Annotated in this window: 13 protein-coding genes and 1 riboswitch; of the genes, 7 read left to right on the top strand and 6 right to left on the bottom strand. The window is 44.9% G+C overall.

Features of this window, described 5'->3' with window-relative positions:
- Positions 1–34: 34 nt before the first annotated feature.
- A complete protein-coding gene (locus JFT56_RS16495) occupies positions 35–523 on the bottom strand; it encodes a TIGR00645 family protein (RefSeq protein ID WP_198781084.1) in 489 nt (162 codons plus the stop codon).
- Positions 524–993: 470 nt separating this feature from the next.
- Between JFT56_RS16495 and JFT56_RS16490 the strand changes: the two genes are divergently transcribed.
- Positions 994–1,563 carry a DUF7010 family protein gene (locus JFT56_RS16490; RefSeq protein ID WP_198781083.1) on the top strand — a complete coding sequence of 190 codons (570 nt, stop codon included), beginning with the start codon at positions 994–996 and terminating at the stop codon, positions 1,561–1,563.
- An 824-nt stretch (positions 1,564–2,387) separates the two neighbouring features.
- A complete protein-coding gene (locus tag JFT56_RS16485; RefSeq protein WP_198781082.1) occupies positions 2,388–3,794 on the top strand; it encodes a hypothetical protein in 1,407 nt (468 codons plus the stop codon).
- A gap of 338 nt (positions 3,795–4,132) precedes the next feature.
- On the opposite strand, the gene JFT56_RS16480 is transcribed toward JFT56_RS16485, so the two are convergent.
- The 3 genes from JFT56_RS16480 to JFT56_RS16470 all read right to left on the bottom strand — a co-directional run bounded on the left by JFT56_RS16480 (position 4,133) and on the right by JFT56_RS16470 (position 7,872).
- Positions 4,133–5,299 carry an HNH endonuclease gene (locus JFT56_RS16480; protein WP_198781081.1) on the bottom strand — a complete coding sequence of 389 codons (1,167 nt, stop codon included), beginning with the start codon at positions 5,297–5,299 and terminating at the stop codon, positions 4,133–4,135.
- A 238-nt stretch (positions 5,300–5,537) separates the two neighbouring features.
- The gene (locus tag JFT56_RS16475) at positions 5,538–6,527 is read right to left on the bottom strand and encodes a nuclease-related domain-containing protein (RefSeq protein ID WP_198781080.1); all 990 of its coding nucleotides are present in this window, start codon (positions 6,525–6,527) and stop codon (positions 5,538–5,540) included.
- A gap of 352 nt (positions 6,528–6,879) precedes the next feature.
- Positions 6,880–7,872 carry a class 1 fructose-bisphosphatase gene (locus tag JFT56_RS16470; RefSeq protein WP_198781079.1) on the bottom strand — a complete coding sequence of 331 codons (993 nt, stop codon included), beginning with the start codon at positions 7,870–7,872 and terminating at the stop codon, positions 6,880–6,882.
- Between the two features lie 264 nt (positions 7,873–8,136).
- Between JFT56_RS16470 and JFT56_RS16465 the strand changes: the two genes are divergently transcribed.
- The gene (locus JFT56_RS16465) at positions 8,137–10,437 is read left to right on the top strand and encodes a S9 family peptidase (protein ID WP_198781078.1); all 2,301 of its coding nucleotides are present in this window, start codon (positions 8,137–8,139) and stop codon (positions 10,435–10,437) included.
- A 64-nt stretch (positions 10,438–10,501) separates the two neighbouring features.
- Here the strand turns inward: JFT56_RS16465 and arcA are convergent, their stop codons facing one another.
- Positions 10,502–11,218: a two-component system response regulator ArcA gene (arcA, locus tag JFT56_RS16460; RefSeq protein WP_007644695.1), complete on the bottom strand. Its 717-nt coding sequence runs from the start codon at positions 11,216–11,218 to the stop codon at positions 10,502–10,504.
- A 587-nt stretch (positions 11,219–11,805) separates the two neighbouring features.
- Between arcA and JFT56_RS16455 the strand changes: the two genes are divergently transcribed.
- The 3 genes from JFT56_RS16455 to JFT56_RS16445 all read left to right on the top strand — a co-directional run bounded on the left by JFT56_RS16455 (position 11,806) and on the right by JFT56_RS16445 (position 15,147).
- On the top strand, positions 11,806–12,240 hold the full coding sequence (locus JFT56_RS16455; RefSeq protein ID WP_198781077.1) for a DUF3293 domain-containing protein: 435 nt from the start codon (positions 11,806–11,808) through the stop codon (positions 12,238–12,240).
- Positions 12,241–12,345: 105 nt separating this feature from the next.
- Positions 12,346–12,520: riboswitch (Lysine riboswitch) on the top strand.
- A gap of 148 nt (positions 12,521–12,668) precedes the next feature.
- Positions 12,669–14,024: a lysine-sensitive aspartokinase 3 gene (gene lysC, locus JFT56_RS16450; RefSeq protein ID WP_198781076.1), complete on the top strand. Its 1,356-nt coding sequence runs from the start codon at positions 12,669–12,671 to the stop codon at positions 14,022–14,024.
- 1 nt (position 14,025) lies between these two features.
- Positions 14,026–15,147, top strand: a complete 1,122-nt coding sequence (locus JFT56_RS16445) for a succinylglutamate desuccinylase/aspartoacylase family protein (RefSeq protein ID WP_198781075.1) — start codon at positions 14,026–14,028, stop codon at positions 15,145–15,147.
- 115 nt (positions 15,148–15,262) lie between these two features.
- Here the strand turns inward: JFT56_RS16445 and JFT56_RS16440 are convergent, their stop codons facing one another.
- Complete coding sequence (locus tag JFT56_RS16440; protein WP_198781074.1) at positions 15,263–16,228, bottom strand: zinc transporter ZntB; 966 nt, start codon at positions 16,226–16,228, stop codon at positions 15,263–15,265.
- 192 nt (positions 16,229–16,420) lie between these two features.
- Between JFT56_RS16440 and JFT56_RS16435 the strand changes: the two genes are divergently transcribed.
- Positions 16,421–16,795 (top strand): YacL family protein, encoded by a 375-nt coding sequence (locus tag JFT56_RS16435; protein ID WP_198781073.1) that lies wholly within the window; start codon positions 16,421–16,423, stop codon positions 16,793–16,795.
- The last annotated feature ends 4 nt before the right edge of the window (positions 16,796–16,799 follow it).

The following is a 16,799-nucleotide window of genomic DNA, read 5'->3' as shown; positions in this document are numbered from 1 at the left end:
CAGAGCATCTACTTTGGCACGTTTATAAAGGTGTTTATTTGCGGGTAATTTTGTCCAGATATCCCATGGCAAAGGCTGACAAAACAAAGGTGATGTGGATTAACAAATACCACATGATTTTGTCATTGGCGATATTGTCCACATTCATAAATATCTTCAGCAGATGGATAGACGAAATCGCCACAATAGAAGCAGCCACCTTGTTTTTAAGGGAACCCGAATCCAGCTTGCCAAGCCAACTGAGTTTTTCACTGTCCTCTCCCACATCCAACTGTGAGACAAAATTCTCATAGCCTGAAAACATCACCATCACGATAAGACCGCCGACCAAAGTGATATCGATAAGTGATAGCGTGACTAGCACTAAGTCCACTTCGCGCATCTCAAAAATGATGGGCAGAATATGGAAGATCTCTTGGAAGAATTTAATGCCTAAGCCTAACAAAACTAAGCTTAATCCCAAATAAATTGGCGCCATAATCCAGCGTGATGCGTACATTAATCTTTCAAATATTTTTTCCATAATCCATTAAACCCTTCATCTAAAATTCGGTAAAAAATCGAGCCACTTATCGCGAAACAGTAACATAATGCGCTTTATGCACGCCATGGGCTAATGGCAATGGCGTGAGTTGCATACTGTTATGCCACGTTTTTTTAGGGGAAGGCCCGCAAAGTTACGCCTTAGGTATGTCTTGTCGTCGTTATTTTCAAGCTTGTCATTCTGCATTGATGATGGCGAGCCTAGTTTATCCGTTGATTTAAGCCAATGATGACCCTAACTGGGCTGCGGTGGGAAGCTTACCTCAGTCGTTGATGTTGTTTTGCCATTTCCGATTCGGTCAGGTAATTCGGTATTGTGATGAGTCCCTTGCTAGGATTTTGGCATAGGAATAGAGATGACATTTGTCACCGATAACTGCTGACAAGTTGCACTGCCATGGTACGCGGTTTGCGCTGATACTTAAGCCATACCAACAAGGAGGCTTAATCATGCAACACAAATCATTGGACCAACAGCTTATCGAATACCGTCAACAACGTGCCTTGGCTATGCCCCTATCAGGGATGATCGTTTGGAGCTTACTGTTTGGATTGAGTTTTATATTGCCAGCATCGCAACTAGTGATGGCAACATTTATCGGTACTGGTTCTATTATCTACCTTGCTATGGGTGTTTCGCGGCTGACGGGCGAGAATATCTCGTTTAAGAAAAGTGCTGAGCGTAATTGGTTTGAGACTGTGTTTCTGGCGGGTGTGGGAATGAGCTTTTTAACCTTTGCCATCAGCATCCCATTCTTTATGGAAAACTATTTAGCACTTCCCTTTGCCCTTGCTGTGCAGACAGGCTTGATGTGGTTAGTTCATGGCGTGATAGCGGCACAAAAGGTGGCCATAGTGCATGCGATAGTGCGCACCTTAGCCTGTGTGGTAGCTTTTCTGCTCTGGCCTGAGCTTAGCTTTCAAATTCAACCAGTGATCGTGGTGCTTTGCTATGGATTCTCGATCCCTGTGATGCAACGCCGCTGGAAGATTCAGCAAAATCTTTGTGTTGCGAGTTAGTGGTTAGTCAGTTTTGCGGCCTTACGGCCGAGGTAGATTAAAGTCGTGGGTCTTCAACCCACACCCGACCAAGAGGGGATCAACAGCAATTCCCTCTTGCTTCTTTGTTAACAAGAGTCCTTGCCGCCCCTAGCGGAGTTGAAAGCCCCTTGGGCATTAAGCGCTCTTATGCTATCGCGTCAGACGCTCGTCCCATCTTTCTTTTGATTTGCGGCCTTACGGCCGAGAAAGTCGTGGGTCTTCACCCCACACCCGACCAAGGAGGGCTGCTCGTCCTATCAAAAACGTCCATGTTAAACTGCCAGCTCGATATCCCTATCTCGCGCTCAAAGCGGCCGCTGGCCTTCGCCCTTGGATGCTCCTTGACGCCCCTAACGGAGTTGAAAGCCCCTTGGGCATTAAGCGTTCTTATGCTATCGCGTCAGACGCTCGTCCCTGATTCGACTGACGCTATCTCTCCATCCATGCCTCGCTCACGCAACGAACGCAAATGCCCTGCGGCAACTTCGAGGGGAGGGAAAACTACTGTGATCTCGGCGTTGGCTGTTAATTCCAAAAGAGTTATGCATGTCCCATCTTTCCCTTCAAATGCCCTGCGGCAACTCCGAGGGGAGGGGAAACTTCTGTGATCTCGGTGTTAGCTGTTAATCCTGAAAGAGTTGTGCCTGTTCTATCTTTCTCCCCTCTTTCTGGCTTTAGCGTGCTTGAGCGCTATCTTAAATTGTATTATGTTATTGTTTTACAAAGGATGGCCGAGTTTGATAGGGATAAAATATTTTATTGGCAGCCATATAGCACAGACTTAATTCAAGGAAGAAATCGTAATGCTAACTTATTATAAATATAGCTTTTTTATCTGCCTCTTAATCCAATCCCCCCTATTCGCCGACACCATAGAGACCACCGAACTTCCGCCAATACTCAATTACATGCCCTCATGCTCGCCGAATATATTAAAGCATGTGCAAATTACTCGTACATTAGCTAAATACGATGCCAATATCCCATTGGAAGAAGATCCTGATTTCACTCAAGCCCTCTTGGATTTGAGGTTAGATGCCAAGCGTCAGCAAGCGGATGCTGTCATATTAACGAATATCCATAATGTTATGCGCCCTAAAACTAAAAATTTAGCCAGTACCAAGACCAGTCATTTTAATGCCGATTTTATTCGTTACTGTAAAGATAATTCCCAATTATCTGAACAGCTTACACCATATAACGATAAGGGGATCCATGTTGTCGCGACGATCAGTTATAGCTTTCAACTTGCAGAAGCCCCCTCGTTAGAGGAGGTTGCCGATTCCATTCAAGTGCCTTTAGCTAATATATCTCTTGACACTGGTGCTTTTGGCATACCATTGGGCGCTAAGGTTGCAACGCTGACAACACATTTAGGGCCCGCAAGTATTGAGATAATGTTAGATTCATCAGAACAAGCCTTAGGCTATGGTCGCGGTATATGGTTTATCATCCGAGATGGAATGGTTGACAGCATAAGATCCGGAAATTTGTTTATGAGTGGCTATGGTAAAAATCTCATTGGATATCGTGAAGGATTTGACTCTGTTTCTTGGGCTCTGGCGGGCGGTGTGCAGCAAAATAATAGTTTAGAAGAGGTTAAGTTACAGCTAGGAGCACAGCTTAAAAATTCTGCTTCAGAATACCTGTTAAGTAATAGGGAAGCGCAATTGAGGCTATTATTCGAATCCTTTAACCCTGTCAGTAAAGAGCAATCTATTGAAAAGTTAACCGGGTTTGTACTAGAAAATAAAAATAATGCGAATACGCTTTCTTCTCCTAAATTGGCGACTACAACACAAGTTAACAACACAATTGGGTTAATTAATCCTTTTAATTTAAAGCAGAAACCTAAGCTTGAAACGCTTCTAGACAGCATCGGAAGTTACCATAAATTGAATCTATCCGATTCAGGAATTTGGTGGTTGTTAGGGAATCATTTACAGATCCAGTATGAGCAGGGTGAATTGCGGCGCGTCCAAATAGCCCAAGAATTGTTCAACAAACCCAGCTCAAACCTCGATATGCGTTATATTGCCAAACAATTAGCACTCCCATATACCAAAGCTGAAATGTTAACCCAATATCCAAACGCAACCGATAACTTTGACCAAGTGCAAATCCGTTTTGAGAATTTTGAACTGGAAGCTAAATTTGAGACAGAAGCGGATGATGCGGCTATGTATCAACTTAATATCGAATATTTTTAAGTTTTGAGTATCGCTAGATTTGCGGCCTCACGGCCGAGAAAATCGTGGGTCTTCAACCCACACCCGACCAAGAGGGCATCAACAGCAATTCCCTCTTGGATCTCCCTTGCCGCCCCTAGCGAAGTTACATGCATTAGATCCTAGCCTAGGTCTTATGGATAAATTGCTATCGCTTCCGAAGGCAACGTCCCTGTACCTACGAAAGCTAGCCGGTCATCCCTGACCGGACTCACGCAATTTATTCCAACGCCCCGCGGCAACTTCGCAGGGGATGGTGAACTTCTGTGATCTCGGCGTTGGCCCTAAATCCCAAAAGAGTTGTGCCTATACCTTATTTCTTACTTTATCATCCGCTTTAATTGTGCAATTGAGATAGTTTGAGTAACACTTCGACGAAGCTTTTGAGCTTGGATATGTCCTACAATAGTCTTTACAAATTCGTTTAGATTATCTTTGGTTAAGTCTTCAAAATTCTGCTTTGCAAAAGCTTCCTCAACCGCATTTTTTGTGGTCATACTAATTGCTACGTTATGTTGATTCTCAAATATTGCCGACATCATCGAATTTATGGCTTGTTCAAATTTCATTTTATCATTGCCCATATGTGACACTAGGTCATTAATTGAGACAGATAAATCATCTAAGCTCGAATCATGTGTTTCACCCGTAATAGGGTCTACTTGGTGACACTTTCTGATTTCACCACCTTGCCAAGTATTAGTTAATTTCGCACTAAATTGGATAAAACCAAATAATCTTAAACCACAGAAGACAAGTCCAGTATCAGGATCTGCCCATATAAAAATCAGATGTGAAATGTTGCTACTTAGTAGGGATGGTGGATATGTGGAGATATAATCATGTGTAATTTTTATATCTCGATTATCTTCGCCTTTGATATATGCAATTACTTCATCGAATGACCCATCGCGAAGCCTAGAAGAATGACATAATGTTGCTAGATAAGTGAGCATCATTTTCATTATAGAACGAAGGAATAGTTCTCCGCCTAACGACAATGAACCTTGTATTTTCGGAATATTGTAGTCAGAAACTAGTTGTATATTTACATCCTGTATATCATCGATTGATTTACCATATTTTTTAGCAAACGCTTCTATCAGGTGGATTGCCTCTTCAGGACTTCGGGCTACAATACTCCCCCTAACAGAGTTTTCATCAACTTCATTAGACTCAAGTTTTGCTTTTGAAAAGTGAGGAATCCCCCCTGGCTTTAGTTCAAAATCCTTACCAGTCATGATTCCAGCATTCTTGATAGTTTTTGATTGTTTATTTCGACCTGTTTTTATGTTTGCAAAGTTAGATATAAATGAGAATTCTTCTGAAACAACTTTATCAATTTTATCATTGAGCTCATTGTTGCATTTTTCACAACAAATATTTCTTGATGCTTTTTTTCCTCCCAAAGAGGATAAAATTGCGTGTTCTTCAGAACCCTTACCTTCTTTAAATTTTTCTGTTTTACAATAGATACAATTAATCATTGTCATCCTCGATAAATTACAACCATTTAAATGGGTTTATGGATTTTTATCTCATTGAGATAGTTTTAAGTTATTATATTAGTTGTTTTTTTAAGGTTTTCGTCTGATGACTCATTGAGGAAATTTGTATATGTGTTTGCCAAAGTAGAAAGATGGGCACGAATCTCTGTTTATTCTATTTATCATGGTTCAAACCTTTACCTTTAAAATCTAACTTAGAGCAAACTTTCGCCAAGCTTTAAATCACCTGTGAGCTATGGCTGCAATCTTGGCAGGTGAGGGTATAGCGCTGGCTGCGTTTTTGTATTTTGATATTTTTGCTTTGGCACTGTGGGCAGGCTTGTTTCATTGGCGTGTTTTTAGTGCATTGGTTGCATTTTATGTAGTAACCAAACTTACCGTACATTGGGGTGTAGTTTGTTGATTCACCGCAATGTTTACAGCTAAGAATACTGTGCGTGGCAGATTGAGTTATTGCTTGAGGTTTAGCTTCAACGGCTTTATTCACTTCAAACTGTGCAACGGGTTCTCTGATTTGTTGTGCTTGTGTGAGCGTTATTTCACTGTCTGTTTGATGTGGGTCTACATGTCGATCGATTAAGAAGTTCGCAATTGAATTGAGTTCTTCTTGATTAAAGTCGGGGCGCGTATCACTCACACTGATAATTCGCATGAATTTGCTTTTAAGATTCATGATCTTTTCAAGCTTCTCGACTAAAAATTCGGTTTTAACTAACAGTTCAGAAATTGCTGCTGGCATAGTGTCTCTGTTGATTACCGCATCGCTTGAGATCGCGCATAAATGATCCCAACAACGCATGCCAAAGCCTTGCTGTTTTATTCCGAGTAACTTACCGAGAATTTCACTTCTATGCTGTTTTAGCATTTCTCTAAGTAGTGATTGTTGTAGTTCAACTTGCTTAATCGGTGATGGCATACCAAACCAGTGATTGCCGTGACTGCGAGTCCATTCTCCCAGTTGATTGACATCTACATGGCCTTTGATGCTCTTAGATTCAATTAATACAAAGCCATAGGTGTAGATAATTAAGTGATCAATTTGCGCGGTTTCGCCGTTATAGGTGAATCGAAAATCATTGATGACCAACACTTCGGGGTGATCTTTGAAGGCGCGGCGTAGATAGAAGGCAACATCCTGTTCTTGTTTTTGTCCCGCAATAGCCTGCGGTGTTTGGGTATTTAGAGGTGATTTGGTTTTGAGTATCATTTATCAACAGCATCCATTCATAACTTGATAATAATCAGCCTCATAATACCCACTTTGCTATTGAAAGATAAAGACAAAAATAGTTAGGCGTTAACGCTATGGCGGTCATTATTGACTATCAGATATACACAGGGTCTAGCTGGATTAAGCGCTGTCATGTAAGTGACCGTCCGTGGCATGGATGCCACGGTCGAGCATACAGGATGTACTTGCTGCGTGTCACTGGAATGGCGGTGCTTAATCAAATGATAGATTTATTGTTTATTCACCTATCGCGTATCGTTTTTGATAACAAAAAAGCCACTGTGGTCAGTGGCTTTTATCATATAAATCAAAATCTAAGCGATTAGGCTTAGTCTAAATCAGGTTCTTCGCTGTAATCGATACCATGGTAGCTCAGGCAAGCGTCGACTTCATTCGCGCTACCTAAAATCACCGCAACTCGTTGGTGAATTTGTGTTGGCTGAATATCTAAAATGGTTTCATAACCCGTTGAGGCTTTACCGCCCGCTTGTTCGACTAAGAAAGCCATTGGGTTGGCTTCGTACATCAAGCGTAGCTTGTAAGGCTTTTTCGGATCTTTATTGTCGGTTGGGTAGGTGAAAATACCGCCACGGGATAGCACGCGGTGTACATCGCCGACCATGGCCGCAATCCAGCGCATGTTAAATGATTTTTCACGGGGGCCAATTTTACCGAGTAGTAAATCGGCGATATAGGTTTGCATTGGCGCTTCCCAAAAACGTTGGTTCGACATGTTAATGGCAAACTCTTGAGTGTCAGGGCTAATGCTCATGGCGGCGTTAGTCAGTAAAAACTCGTTGGTTTCTGGGTGCAAAGTAAAGAGTTGCACGCCTTGGCCTGTGGTGAGCGCGAGCATGGTTGATGGGCCGTAGAGCACATAACCTGCGGCTAACTGATTGCGGCCAGATTGTAAAAAGCTGGTTTCAGTCAACTCGCCAGCAGGGGCGGGCAGGACAGAGAAAATGGTGCCGACTAACGAGTTGATATCGATATTAGATGAGCCATCAAGCGGGTCGAAACACACTAAATATTGACCCTTGGCGCTCACTTCAACCACATGATCTTCTTCTTCCGATGCTAGACCGCGCACTGTGCCGTCGGCTTTTAATGCATCTTTGAGCATATCGTTGGTGATGATATCCAGTTTCTTCTGGGTTTCACCTTGGACGTTTTCCTGTTCGGTCGCGCCTAACACACCGGCTAAGGCACCGTGACGAACGGCATGGCTAATGGCTTTTGAGGTATCGGCTAAGGTTAAAATCAGTTGGGAGAGGGAGTCGTTCACTGCCTGTGAGGTCAAGTGCTGGGCCAGAGTCTGCATGTTATGTCCTTTAGGGGTTCAACAATGAGGTCAATTTCGTTATTTGCCGCGAATGATAACTCAGTTAGTCGACAATTTCAGCGATGTTGCTGATGCTTTTAGCGATTATTAGGGCTTTTAAGGATTATTTGGATTGAACTTGGTGAATGGTCCAAATTTGTATCGGCATATTGCATGCGCTTTCTATTTATAGCGCGCCTCTGGCACAATGGCGGCAGTTTTTTAATCGCCAGCCTAAGGCGAATATGCTTCCAAGGAATAATAATGACTAAAAATGGGTTAACTTGGTTCCCCGTGCGTGCGCTTAAGGTGCGCGCCGTTCCCCTACTGATAGCGAGCCAGATGGCCATGATTTCGACAGCTATGATTGCAACTATCCCAGCTTATGCCCTTGAGGGCGGCAAGCAACCCCTAACGATTGAGCGAATGAATGCCTCGCCCGCCTTAGCTGGCACCAGTCCCCGTGGGTTGAAATTATCCCCCGATGGCCAGCGGGTCACGTATCTTGCGGGCCGTAAAGACAATCAAAACTTTTACGATCTGTGGCAGATGGATGTCAAAACTGGTGAGTCGAGCCTATTACTCAATGCCGATAAACTCGCGACAAATGAACTATCCGATGAAGAAAAAGCCCGCCGCGAGCGCCAACGTATCTATGGCGAAGGCATTATGGAATACTTCTGGGCCGATGATAGCCAAGCGTTATTAATCCCCGCCGCTGGCAATCTGTATTACTTTTCCCTTGCCGACAATAGCGTGACTCAATTGCCGATTGGCGAAGGATTTGCCACAGATGCACGGCTATCGCCTAAGGGCAATTTTGTGTCTTTCGTACGGGATCAAAATCTGTATGTGTTAGATCTGGCAACTAAAAAACTTGAGGCTATGACGACCGATGGCGGCGGGGCGATTAAAAATGCTATGGCCGAATTTGTCGCTCAGGAAGAAATGGATCGCATGACAGGTTATTGGTGGGCGCCCGATGAATCGGCCATCGCCTTTACCCGTATCGACGAATCTGGTGTCGAGCAAGTGACCCGTAATGAAATCTATGCCGACGGTATTAAGCTCACCGAGCAGCGTTATCCCTATGCTGGCAAAAATAACGTCGATATCGCATTAGCTGTGGTCACGCTCAAAGATAAGGCGATTAATTGGGTAACCTTAAGTGATGATAAAAATAAGGACATTTACCTGCCGCGGGTCGATTGGCTGCCCGATAGCAAACACTTGTCGTTCCAGTGGCAGAGCCGCGATCAGCATAAGCTCGATTTACAGTTAGTGGCATTAGATGCGCCGACTAAGCCAAAAACCTTAGTGAAGGAACGCAGTAACGCTTGGGTGAATCTCAATCATGATCTGCATTTTTTAAAGCAACAGCCGGCCTTTATTTGGGCGTCTGAGCGTGATGGCTTTAATCATCTGTATCTATTTGACTTAAAAGGCAAACTTAAAGCCCAATTGACTCAGGGTGAGTGGGCCGTCGATGCGTTGGAATACATAGATGAAACCGCAGGTTGGGTGTATTTCACTGGCCGCAAGGACACGCCAATCGAGAAACAACTTTATCGCGTGCCGTTAGCGGGCGGTAAGGTTGAACGCGTGAGCGAGCAAGCGGGGATGCACGATCCGGTATTTGCCGATAATCAAAGCGTATATCTCGATTATTTCAACAGTTTATCTCAGCCACCGCAGATAAGTTTACACGGTGACAAAGGCCAGCAACTGGCTTGGGTTGAGCAAAATGAAGTCAAGCAAGGTCATCCTTTATATGACTATGCCGGACTCTGGCAACTGCCTGAGTTTAAAGAGCTTAAAGCCGAAGATGGTCAAATATTGCAAACTCGCTTATTTAAACCCGTGCCCTTCGATGCCAGCAAAAAATACCCCGTTGTTGTGCGGGTTTACGGTGGGCCGCACGCACAATTAGTGACCAATAGTTGGAGCGAGCAGGATTACTTTACTCAGTATCTGGTCCAGCAAGGCTATGTGGTATTCCAGTTGGATAACCGCGGCAGCGCCCACCGGGGCACAAAGTTTGAGCAAGTGATTTACCGTCATTTGGGCGAAGCTGAAGTCAAGGATCAAAAAGTGGGTGTGGACTATTTGCGCAGTCTGCCATTTGTCGATGCCGATAATGTGGCGATTTACGGCCACAGCTACGGCGGTTATATGGCCTTGATGAGTTTATTTAAGGCGCCGGATTACTTTAAAGCCGCGATTTCGGGCGCGCCCGTTACCGATTGGCGCTTGTATGATACCCATTACACCGAGCGTTATTTAGCCCATCCCGAGGGTAATGAAAAGGGTTATGAAGCCAGTAGCGTGTTCCCCTATGTGAAGAACTACCAATCGGGGCTGTTGATGTACCACGGTATGGCCGATGATAACGTCTTGTTTGAAAACAGCACTCGGGTCTATAAGGCGTTGCAGGACGAGGGTAAACTGTTCCAGATGATCGACTATCCTGGCTCTAAACATTCGATGCGCGGCGAGAAAGTGCGGAATCACTTATACCACTCGTTGGCGGATTTCCTCGACCGACAGCTTAAAAGCGGAAAATAGCAGGCATAAAAAAACCAGATCCTAGGATCTGGTTTTTTATGGCGTTTAAACGGTCAATCGAAGATTAGTCTTCTAAGTTACCGCAGAAACGATAGCCTTCACCGTGGATAGTCGCGATGATTTCTGGCGTATCTGGCAAGCTTTCGAAATGCTTACGGATGCGACGGATAGTCACGTCAACGGTACGATCGTGTGGCTTTAACTCACGGCCAGTCATTTTCATCAGCAGATCGGCACGAGTTAGGATTTTGCCTGGGTTTTCAACAAAGTGCAGCATAGCGCGGAATTCGCTACGTGGCAGTTTGTAGGATTCACCCTGTGGGCTCACCAGTGAACGACTGTTGATCTCTAGGCTCCAATCGTTGAAACGGTAGTATTCGACAGAGCTCTTTTCTTCGACTTCGTTGCCAGCGCTATTGACGCGAGTCAGAAGGTTGCGAGCACGGATCGTCAATTCACGTGGGTTGAACGGCTTGGTAATATAATCGTCCGCGCCAATTTCAAGTCCAAGAATTTTGTCGACTTCGTTGTCACGGCCTGTCAGGAAGATAAGACCGATGTTGTTGATTTCACGTAGTTCACGTGCCAACAACAGACCGTTTTTACCTGGTAAGTTAATATCCATAACCACCAAGTTAATTTTGTTTTCCTGCATAGCCTTATGCATTTCTGCGCCATCATTGGCCTCAGTGACCACATACCCTTCTGCCTCGAAAATACTTCTCAGCGTGTTACGGGTAACGGCTTCATCTTCAACGATCAGAATGTGCGGATTTTGCATGTTATTTACCTAAATTTTAACCAATTTTATTCTAACCATAAGCACCACTTACATCGGACGCTTATATTCATAAAAATGTTGATACTTCCTTGGACTGCTCTGTGCTTCTAAAGGAAAGATCTTTACGGCGACATGTCAGGATGTATATATAAAGTGCACGTTTAAAGTGTAATGCGATTAAACGTAACCAGTATCAACTTCGATAAGCAATAGTTAGAAATAGTTCCTTAACTATTGTTTTTTTAAATGTTTAAATGATAAATCAAATGTAGAACACATTTTAAACAGATGTCTGGCCAGCCTATGTTATCTCTGCAGATAAATGTAACAAACTATATTGAACGCTAAGCATCTTGGCTTATGGCTCAACTCGGCCAGTGACTTCATTGTACTCGTTTTAGGCATTTGTTAACAAATGAAATGTTAACAAAATTCAGGCTGAAGCCAAGATTTACCATGATATTTACTTTAGTCATTGATTAGTATAACTAATGTATTTTTGATTCTTGTGAGCTAGTTCACGCCTATTTGGTTTTTATTCTCACTCTGCTACACTAACGCGGGTTCATTTTTCGATTAGACAACCAATGGACAATACGACTCAAGATTTGTGGCAGTGTTATCAAACGCCGTTGTTTTTGCTGACTCAAGCATTATCCTGTGATTTTTCCTTTGCTGTTATTACCGCCCATAATCCCGCTTCAAAACTCCTCAGTCCCAGCCAAAACCGTTTACTCGATCGCCAACTTCTCCGTGAGATTGAATTATTGGGCAGTCCATACCGTGCCTTAGTGGGCGCTGCTGCGGATTTATCCCATATGGAAAAAAGTTGGGCCGTCTTTATCGATAGAACGATGGCGCTGCAACTGGGTAAGAAATTTAATCAGTATGCCATTTATATGGTGGAGCAAGGTGAGGTGAGCTTAGTGCCATGTACTCTGGTAGAGCAGGAGGAGGTTTGTTTAGGTAAATTCAGTGATTATGTGCAGCTTGTATATGAATTACCGGATTTAGATGCATAATCATCTATTTTTAAACGTTTTTATTTAAATTGTTCATTAGTTGTGAAATTAGCATTGACTTCATTAGGGGTTTATTGCTACTTTTTTCGTCCCTTTCCGGCGGAAAGGAACAGAAGAGGAGCGTTAACTAGGTAGTCAGTCAGAGGAGCACAAACTCCAGCGATGATTGATGAGGGAGATTAACGCCGAGGCATAGATATGGTTGCTGCATGTTTATGTCGGTCGCTTAGGCTGAATCCTAACGATTGTCACCTGTAATTGGTGGAGAGCTTCTGGTGACGATTGCTGTTTCCCTTCTTGGGGTGCGTTATCATTGAGCACCAGGCTCTTCGAACGAAGTTAGTTCGGAGTGTGATCATGTTAGTTAATCAATATCTTATTCAATCTGTGTTTATTCCTTGCCCTACGTGTTTCACGGAGGTGCGCTAATGTCCCTCGTTGTCGCAAAATTTGGTGGAACCTCGGTTGCCGATTACGGTGCTATGAATCGCTGCGCCGATATTGTGCTGGCTAATGCCGCTTGCCGTTTAGTGGTGGTCAGCGCCTCGAGCGGCGTGACTAATCTCTTGGTTGAATTAACCCAAGAAGCCATTAACGACGATGGTCGTTTGCAGCGATTAAAACAAATTGCGCAAATTCAATATGCGATTTTAGATAAGCTCGGCCGCCCCAACGATGTGGCCGCTGCATTAGATAAATTATTGAGCCGCATGGCGGTATTGAGCGAAGCTTTAGCCTCAACTCGCAGCAAAGCCACTATGGATGAGCTATTGTCCCTCGGTGAGCAATGCTCCTCCGCGTTATTTGCGGCGGTACTGCGGGAAAAAGGCGCTAATTCGAGTGCATTTGATGTGCGCCGTGTGCTGCGTACCGATAGCCACTTTGGCCGCGCCGAGCCGCAAATTGAGCAGATTGCTTTGCTTTGCAGTGAGCATTTGCTGCCACTGCTATCTGAGCAAGTTATTGTGACCCAAGGTTTTATTGGTGCCGATGAGGCAGGGCAAACCACTACACTTGGCCGCGGTGGTAGCGACTATTCCGCCGCGTTATTAGCCGAAGCTTTACAGGCTTCAGCGGTTGAGATTTGGACAGATGTGGCGGGTATTTATACGACAGATCCTCGCCTTGCGCCAAATGCGCACCCTATTGCCGAAATCAGTTTTAACGAAGCGGCCGAGATGGCGACCTTTGGTGCTAAAGTGTTGCATCCTGCGACGATCCTGCCTGCCGTTCGTCAGCAAATTCAAGTGTTTGTAGGTTCAAGCAAGGAGCCTGAAAAGGGCGGGACTTGGATCCGCCATCAAGTGGAAGATGCGCCCGTGTTCCGCGCCGTGGCGCTGCGCCGCGATCAAACCCTGTTAAATCTCCATAGCCTGCAAATGCTACATGCCCAGGGCTTTTTGGCCGAAACCTTTGCGACCTTGGCAAGGCATAAGATCAGTGTGGATTTGATTACTACATCGGAAGTGAACGTGTCACTGACGCTCGATAAAACCGGATCTGACTCCAGCGGTCAAGGCCTGTTGAGTGAAGCTTTGCTGCAGGAATTATCACAACATTGCCGAGTTCGGGTCGAAGATGGCTTAGCTCTGGTGGCGATTATTGGCAACCGTATTGCGACCACCCCGGGCATTTGTCGCCGGGTGTTTGAAGTGCTAGAACCCCACAATGTGCGGATGATTTGCCAAGGCGCCAGCCCACATAATTTATGTGTGTTAGTGGCCGAAGCGGAAGCGGCGCAGGTGGTTAAAGCATTGCACGAAAATCTGTTTGAAGGCGTCTAATATGTTGCCTTCAAAATCGTTTTTGCAGATTGGGGAGCTTGCCGCAGGGCAAGCACTCACATTACCTATTTACCATTTCAAGCCGAGCGACGATAAAGCGACTGGCCCTAAAGTGTATATTCAGGCCAATGTCCACGGCGCGGAAGTGCAGGGTAATGCGGTGATCTATCAGTTGATGAAGCAGCTTGAACACTGTGACATCTTAGGGGAAATCACCTTAGTGCCACTCGCCAATCCATTAGGCATCAATCAAAAAAGTGGTGAATTTACCCTAGGGCGTTTCGATCCTATCACTGGGGCAAACTGGAACCGTGAATACCTGAATCACAGTATCGACTTACCCACTTGGTATAGAGAACATGCCCACCTGAGTGATGCTGAGCTTGTTCAAGCCTATCGCAGCACTCTAATTGAGGCTTGTCAGCAGAAATTGCGCACCGATTGGGGGATAACGACGGGGCATAGGCTCGCGGTTAATCTGCAGGCTATGGCCCACCAAGCCGATATAGTGCTGGATCTACACACTGGCCCTAAGTCCTGTAAGCATTTGTATTGCCCAGAATATGACTTGGCCGCAGCGCAATTTTTCTCTATTCCTTACACCTTAGTTATCCCCAATAGTTTTGGTGGCGCTATGGATGAGGCGGCGTTTTGTCCTTGGTGGCAATTAAGTGATATGGCTAAGATCCTGGGGCGAGATTTTGGTATTGCGGTATCGGCCTTTACGCTGGAATTGGCGAGCCAAGAGCGGGTGTGTCTTGAGGATGCGCTCACCGATGCCCAAGGGATTTTAGCCTATTTGAGCCACAGAGGCGTGATCGCACAAAGCGTTATGCCCGCCAACATGCCACGCTTGGGTTGTTACCTTAAAGACTATAAAAAGTATCATGCGCCCAGTTCAGGTTTAGTGGAGTACCTTGCGCCCGTAGGTGAGCCATTGGCCGCGGGACAACCCTTAGTGAATTTACTGCGACTGGATTTATACGGTACGGCGGATGAACTTAAAACCTTAACTCTCCCGCTTGATTGCGTGCCGATTTTGCACTTTGCTTCGGCCTCGGTGCACCAAGGGACTGAACTCTATAAGGTGATGACAAATCTGTTTGAGTTGCCGACATCATAATCGCCAGCCTAGCCCATAAAAATGAGCTCGTAAGCATTAGCCCATAACAAATGCCTATGGGGCTGAGAGAAAACAACGCCAATCCTAATCGATTGGCTTTGTTATTTTTAGGGGCTTATAACCACTTAAATCGATAAAACAGCGTCATTTGCAGGGCAACGAGAGAGATTAATATGCCGCAGAAGGTGGCAAAGGCCCAAGTGTTGTCAGCCCCAGGTATGCCGCCAATATTGACCCCCAGTAAACCGGTTAAAAAGCCCAAAGGTAAGAAAATAGCAGATACTAAGGATAGGAAATATAAGCGTTTATTGAGCTGCTCCGATTGTTGGCTAAGCAATTCTTCTTGGGTCACATTCGCCCTATCGCGCAGGGCATCGAGATCTTCGAGGGTCCGAACAAGCTTGTCTGTGGTTTCCCGCATTTTTAGCCGCTCCGGATCGTTAAACAGAATAAACTGATCGCTGAGGAGTTTAGAGAAGGCTTCTTTTTGTGGCGCTAAATAGCGGCGCAGCGTGACCGCTTGGCGGCGTAATTCGGCGATATCTGTCCTCAAGTCTTTAAGATTGCCAGAGACAACTAATTCTTCTAATTCAGATAGTTGTTCTTCTAACTTATCGATAAATTCCACCTTGTGAGTGGTCAACTTTTCACATATCGCGACGATAAAGTCTCCCGTCGTTGTCGGTCCTGTGCCCTCTACTATGAGTTCTGCCACGTCTTTGGCGGACTGCAACTCGCGATCACAGGTCGAAATAATCCGCTGTTTATCGGCATAAATACGGATAGCGACCATGTCTTCGGGGGCGGAGTTAGGGTTGAGGTTGACGCCGCGCAGTGCCAGCAATACTCCTTCACCGGCGATGACGGCCCTCGGGCGAGTATCTTGGGCGAGAAGGGCGTCGGTTTCGACTCTATTTAGGCCGCTATTGAGCACCCAATGACGGGCTTTTTTATGGCGATAACGTAGGTGTACCCAGAGTAAACCGTTATTGGGATCCCAGCTGTCAATTTGCTCAGAGCTTAAGACAGTACCTGCTTGATCGCCACTCAGCACTAAGCTATAGATAAATCCATCGTGCATTATTGTGTTCCATTCTTTTACTCAACTATGCATTCAAGCTAACTGATTTTTTTATGGAAATGAAGCCTGCTGCTGAGGATAGTGATTCCCCAGATTACTGAATAAGTGTCGAGTGTGTGAGTGGCAAGCCGAGCAACTTACGCTGTGATAGGTTAAAATTAGTTTCAAGTCGTGACGTATAGAGAACACAAAATGGAATATGAATTTAGGCGTAACAGTTTGACTGGCACTTATTTAGCCACCTTTAGCATGGATCATGAAGTGCTAGGCCAGTGGTTTTCTGAAGAGTTAGGGCCAGAGTTAGCCAAAGTTCAGCAAGTGTTGGATGTAATAAAAGATATTCAGGCTGACAAACTCACCTCATGGCGCCTCGTTGGCAATGATTTTACCTTAGAGTTAGAGCGCGAGCAGGCGCGAGTCTTTGCTAATACCTTAGGTTTTGAGCAAGAGTTTGAACTTGAAGAGGCGATGTCGCTCTATGATGCGGAGTCTGAGGCCTATTGTGGTCTAGAGGACTTTGAGCAAGCCCTATTAAGTTGGTACGAGTTTGTGCAAAAGGGCTGTTAGGTGA

This window comes from Shewanella putrefaciens (genome assembly GCF_016406305.1).
GTDB classification, from domain to species: domain Bacteria; phylum Pseudomonadota; class Gammaproteobacteria; order Enterobacterales; family Shewanellaceae; genus Shewanella; species Shewanella putrefaciens_C.
Note: the sequence above shows the minus strand (reverse complement) of the source record. Positions and strands in the feature narration are given on the sequence as shown.